This window comes from Petralouisia muris, assembly GCF_004793545.1.
GTDB classification, from domain to species: Bacteria; Bacillota; Clostridia; order Lachnospirales; family Lachnospiraceae; genus Petralouisia; species Petralouisia muris.
Genome location: NZ_SRYA01000146.1, coordinates 1 through 5,136 on the forward strand (window position 1 = coordinate 1; position 5,136 = coordinate 5,136).

Genomic DNA, 5,136 nt, shown 5'->3' on the forward strand with positions numbered 1-5,136 from the left:
CTAATTCCCCCATGAATGGGGGCTAGGGGGCTGAAGTGTCGAAGACACTTTTTTACTGTCCGAAAGGAGGTGATTACAAATGCCAGATATAGAAAAGCTGAAAAACCAGCAGGAAAAAGTAAAGACGGAAATCCGCCAGTTAGAGAACCGCCAGAAGATTCTCCTGAACCGGAAAACGGACGCAGAGCGGAAAGCCAGGACACACCGCCTGATGAGCATGGGGCAATTCTGGAAAGTATCTTCCCTGCCACTGCCGTCATGACCAGCGAGGAAGCCAAAGCATTTTTATCCGCCGTTTCCCGCCTGCCGGAAGGTCTACGAACTGGACGAAAGCGGCCAGAGAATCCCCAACGGCAAAGGCGGCTGGAAGAGCCACCGGGAGGACACCACCTACTGGAACGACAAGGGAAATGTAGAGAGGTGAAGGGCTGCCTGGGCTGCTTACGCCAACAGAGCGTTGGAGGCTGCTGGCAGGCCGGAACGGATTAACCATCGCTCCTACGAGCGTCAGGGCATTGACAAGATACCCTCCATCCATCTGGGAGTTGCCGCCAGCCAGATGGAGCGGAAAGGCATTGCCACGGAGAAGGGAAATGTCAACCGCCAGATTGCCGCCGACAATAAGCTGCTGAAGGAAATCAAGGCACGGATTACCCGGCTCTACAAATGGACGAAGGAGCAGGCGGGGAAACCGGAAGGAAAAGACAGCATCATGGCGCAGATTTACGAGGCGCAGCTGTCAGCCGGGAAACCCGGCTCCCGGTATGGGAAGATAAGGAACCTAAAAGAAAGCGCCGCCCTGTTTAATTTCCTGAACGGCAACAACATCATTTCCATGGAGCAGCTTTATGAAAAAGTGGCCGCCATGAACAAAGATTACTATTCCCTGCGTGGGAAGATTGTCACCGCCGAACGGCGTATCAAAGTGCTGGACGAACATCTCTCCATGTGGGAGAAATACGAGAGGAACAAAGGAACCCACCGCCAGCTTGACAAGATGAAGCCGGGGAAGAAAAAGGGGCAGTTTGAGCGGAAGCACAGTGCGGAATTGGCATTATATGAGGCCGCTGTCCGGTATCTGGAAAAGCTGAAAGCCACAGGCGAAGAAGTCACCCCGAAAAAATGGCAGGCCGAGGCTGACCGCCTGAAAGCGGAGAAATCGGTGCAGTACTAGAAAATGAAATCCATGAGGGAGGACATCAAGGCGGTGGAGAACCTGAAAAAGACAGCGGAACAGTTGGCCAGGACGGAAACAGAACCGGCCAGAAAGAAGGAGGAACAGGAATTATGACACAGCAGTTTATCACTATGACAATCACCATCACCGTAAAGATACCCATGCCGCCTACGCCGCCAGCGCCTACGGGGGTGAATGCGCCGGAGCCGGTTTTCCTTTTCAGGGAGGGGCGACCGCCTTTGTGCCGCTGTAAGGTGAGATATGGGAAACAGGCGGCGTGAGCGTATCCCGGCCATGGACTACCGACAGTACCGCAGGGCGAGGCGGCTGGCGCGTGAGCGCTGCAACTACGACAACGGCCAGTGTATGGCGCTTGACGAGGGGGGACGGGTGCGTCTGTGTCCAGAGCGTTTCCCATTCCCTGCTCTGCCGCTGGTTCCGTGCGGCGGTGCTGCCTTTAGACCACCAGCTGGAAACGGCCCTTTACCATCGGCTGGAAAGCAGACGGTGCAGCGAGTGCGGCGCTCTTTTCCTACCCGGCTCCAACCGGGCGAAATACTGTAGGGAATGCGCCGCCAGGGTGCGCCGGAGGAAGGAGGCGGAACGCCAAAGGAAAAGATACCATGATTCTACACATTTAGGAGCGGAAAAAGCCTTGTAAATCAAGCACTTTTGGAGCGTGTCGGAGGGGAGGCAATACTTTTTATCACTGACACCCCAAAAGCCCCATTAAAATTCGTACAGGAGCCGAAATAACCCATTCTGAACCAAAGGAGCAACCAAATGACAGAGAATCGACGATTTTATTACCTCAAGTTGAAAGAGAATTTTTATAACAGCGAAACCATGGTCATCCTGGAGCGTATGCAGGACGGCCTTCTGTACTCCAATCTCCTGCTCAAGATGTATTTAATGTCCCTGAAAAGCAACGGCGTACTCCTGCTGAATGACTGCCTGCCCCATACCGTGCAGGCCATAGCCACCTTTACCCGGCATCAGGTAGGAACGGTGGAGCGGGCTTTGAAGATATTCCAGGAGTTCGGCCTTGTGGAAATACTGACGGACGGGGCCTATTACATGAGCGACATCCAGCTGCTGGTCGGCCAGTCGTCCAGCGAGGGGGAGCGGAAGAAAAAAGAGCGTATGAGGCTGAAACGCCAGAACCTGCTCCCGTCCGGAGGAACGGACATTTGTCCGTCCAATGGCCGTGTGGACAAATGTCCGCCTATATTAGAGTATAGAGATGAGAGTATAGAGAATAGAGAGGGAGATATGGCACACACCTTTGGGAGATACCGGAATGTATTTCTATCTTCTGCAGAACTGGCAGGACTCCAGACGGAGCTTCCCTCTCTCTGGGAGCAGTACATTGAGCGGTTGTCCGAGTACATGGAATCCAGCGGAAAAGGATATAAGAACCACACCGCCACAATCCGGCGCTGGGCGAACGCCGACAAAAAGAAAGAGGAACCGCCTGCCCGGAACCGGGATTACAGCGTGGAGGAAGGAGAAACCATATGATAGAGATTACCGCAGAAGTCCGGGCGGCCATAGACCGGGCCGCCGGGGATATGGAGTTTGCCGGGGACGAATGCATAGAACCAGCTGACGGGCTTATCCACTGTAAGAAATGCCATGGCAGCCGCCAGACCGTTGTGCCCAGGTTCGGAGGCTCCGGCTATTTCATGCCCCGCCGCCTCTGCCCCTGCCAGCAGAAGGCGCAGGAGGAACGGAAAGCCATGGAGGAACAGAGGGAACGCATGGAGAGCGTCAAACGCCGGAAGGCGCAGGGGCTTCAGGACAGATACCTTTATGATTGCACTTTCTCCAATGATAACGGCCAGAATCCCGTCATGGAGAAAGCGCACGCCTATGTGGAGCATTGAAAAGAGGCGCACTGGGGCAATACCGGCTTTCTGCTCTTTGGTGACGTGGGAACCGGGAAATCCTTTTTTGCCGTCTGTATCGCCAACGCCCTGCTCGACCGTGACGTGCCGGTTTTGATGACGAATTTCCCTTCTATCCTGAACCGGCTGACCGGCGTGTTTGCCGAGGACAGGGCGGCCTTTATCGCCAGCCTGGACGATTACAGCCTGCTTGTCATTGACGATTTAGGCGTGGAGCGCAGTACCGAGTACGCCATGGAGCAGATTTTCACCGTCATTGACAGCCGGTATCGGAGCAAGAAGCCGCTGATTGTCACGACAAACCTGAAACTGGAAGAAATCAAGAACCCGCCAGACCTTGCCCACGCAAGGATTTATGACCGTATACTGGAACGGTGTGCGCCGGTTCTCTTTTCAGGTAAAAATTTCCGGGAGGAAGGAGCCAGGGCGACCAAAGCGGCAGCGAAGGAGATTGTGAGGAAGGGATAATATAAACTGATTGCATGAAAAGGAGGATTTATGGGAAGCGAGAAAATCAAAGAGGACACTACCACCACAGCAGTACCAGCAAAGGACGCTCCCGCACAGGTGAAGAAGATTGGACGGACTACCTACATTGTGCGGGTTCATTTCAGCAAGACGAGCAAGGAAACCATGAGCGACAAAATCAAGCGTATGCTGAAAAATGAGATACGGCAGATGTAAAAACGATAATAGAAACAGGCCGGGAATCAGAAATGCGCTGGCTCCTGGCTTGTAAAATCAGGAGGTTTATGGTAGTATGGAGATACGAAAACAGAAGGGAAAGCAGGTGGGAAGATTGACAGTGACGGAACAGATAGACCAGAAACATCAGGAAGATTTACAGAGGCTAAGAGGCTTTCGCCTGCTTGATGATGATTTCCTCACCAAGTGTTTTGAGGGAGATACGGCAAGCATAGAACTGGTATTGCAGATTGTGCTGGAAAAGCCGGATTTAAAGGTGCTGGACGTCCGCACCCAGGTATTTGTGGAGAACCTGCTGAACCGTTCGGTGAGGCTGGATATCCTGGCTACGGACAGCACAGGGGCGAAACTGAATGTGGAGGTACAGCGCTCCGACAAAGGAGCCGGGAGAAAAAGGGCAAGGTACAACAGCAGCATGATGGACGCAAACCTTTTGAAGAAAGGCGAGGACTTCGACAAGCTGCCGGAAACGTGGGCAATCTTTATCACGGAAAATGACGTAATGGGAAAAGGGCTGCCGCTTTATCCGATTGAGCGGTGCTTTTTAGGAACCGGGGAAAGATTTGAGGACGGTTCGCACATACTGTATGTAAATGGCGCTTACCGCAGCGATATGCCAATCGGGAAGTTAATGCATGACTTCTCCTGCACAGACAGACGCAGCGGATATGTACTATGGGACACTGGCGGACAGGGTGAGATTTTTCAAAGAGAGCAAGGAGGGAATCGAGATTATGTGCCGTGCTATGGAAGATATGAGAAATCAGACATTAAAAGAAGGAATGATAAATGTTGCAAAGAAAATGCTGAAAGATGGGACAATAACGCTTGAAAAGATTGCGGAATTTGTTGGCCTTTCAGTTGACGAAGTGAGAAAATTGAAAACAGACCAGAATATGTAAATAGCACTAATGAGCCAGGAATCTAAAAAACGGGTTCCTGGCTCTATTTTTTTGCCCTGAAATGTAAATTTTCTGTGAATTTGATTAAAAAGTCCTTTACAAAACGTCACTTGCAAGACGGCGAAAAGCATACTCATTAGCTGCGGTGCAAGAATGACTCCCTTTGACATTAAGGAAGTCAGGGACATGATGATGGATGACGAGCTGGAGCTGGATAAGTTGGGCGACCGCAAGACAGCGCTGTTTTGTATCGTGTCCGATACAGATAAGACATTTAATTTCATCGCGTCCATGGTTTATACGCAGATGTTCAATGTCCTCTGTGACAGGGAGTTGGAAAACGGAGGGGCATTAAAGACGTATGTTACCTGCCTTCTTGATGAGTTTGCGGTGCGCTCGTAAGCGGAACCCATTCGTTCCGCGCGGGCTTGTTTGTAATCTATCT

The 5,136-nt window shown here is 51.9% G+C and carries 4 protein-coding genes and 5 pseudogenes; all 9 read left to right on the forward strand.

Annotation, left to right across the window (positions count from 1 at the left end; all coding sequences use genetic code 11):
• Positions 1–79 precede the first annotated feature (79 nt).
• Positions 80–262, forward strand: coding sequence for a DUF3847 domain-containing protein (locus tag E5329_RS31325; RefSeq protein WP_330572401.1), 183 nt, complete (start codon positions 80–82; stop codon positions 260–262).
• Between the two features lie 174 nt (positions 263–436).
• Positions 437–1,174, forward strand: a pseudogene (locus tag E5329_RS28045) (MobA/MobL family protein); the annotation flags it as partial.
• Between the two features lie 113 nt (positions 1,175–1,287).
• Positions 1,288–1,458 (forward strand): hypothetical protein, encoded by a 171-nt coding sequence (locus E5329_RS30205; RefSeq protein WP_168356807.1) that lies wholly within the window; start codon positions 1,288–1,290, stop codon positions 1,456–1,458.
• Positions 1,439–1,838 (forward strand): annotated as a pseudogene (locus E5329_RS28050) (cysteine-rich VLP protein). The gene E5329_RS30205 and the pseudogene E5329_RS28050 overlap by 20 nt, the downstream one beginning before the upstream one ends.
• Before the next feature lie 122 nt (positions 1,839–1,960).
• The gene (locus tag E5329_RS28055) at positions 1,961–2,698 is read left to right on the forward strand and encodes a phage replisome organizer N-terminal domain-containing protein (protein WP_135992430.1); all 738 of its coding nucleotides are present in this window, start codon (positions 1,961–1,963) and stop codon (positions 2,696–2,698) included.
• Positions 2,695–3,552, forward strand: a pseudogene (locus tag E5329_RS28060) (ATP-binding protein). Before E5329_RS28055 ends, E5329_RS28060 begins: the two are co-directional and overlap by 4 nt.
• A gap of 30 nt (positions 3,553–3,582) precedes the next feature.
• Positions 3,583–3,768: a transposon-encoded TnpW family protein gene (locus E5329_RS28065; protein ID WP_135992431.1), complete on the forward strand. Its 186-nt coding sequence runs from the start codon at positions 3,583–3,585 to the stop codon at positions 3,766–3,768.
• A 76-nt stretch (positions 3,769–3,844) separates the two neighbouring features.
• A pseudogene (locus E5329_RS28070) lies at positions 3,845–4,691 on the forward strand (PD-(D/E)XK nuclease family transposase).
• Between the two features lie 114 nt (positions 4,692–4,805).
• Positions 4,806–5,081 (forward strand): annotated as a pseudogene (locus E5329_RS28075) (type IV secretory system conjugative DNA transfer family protein); the annotation flags it as partial.
• Positions 5,082–5,136: the final 55 nt, after the last annotated feature.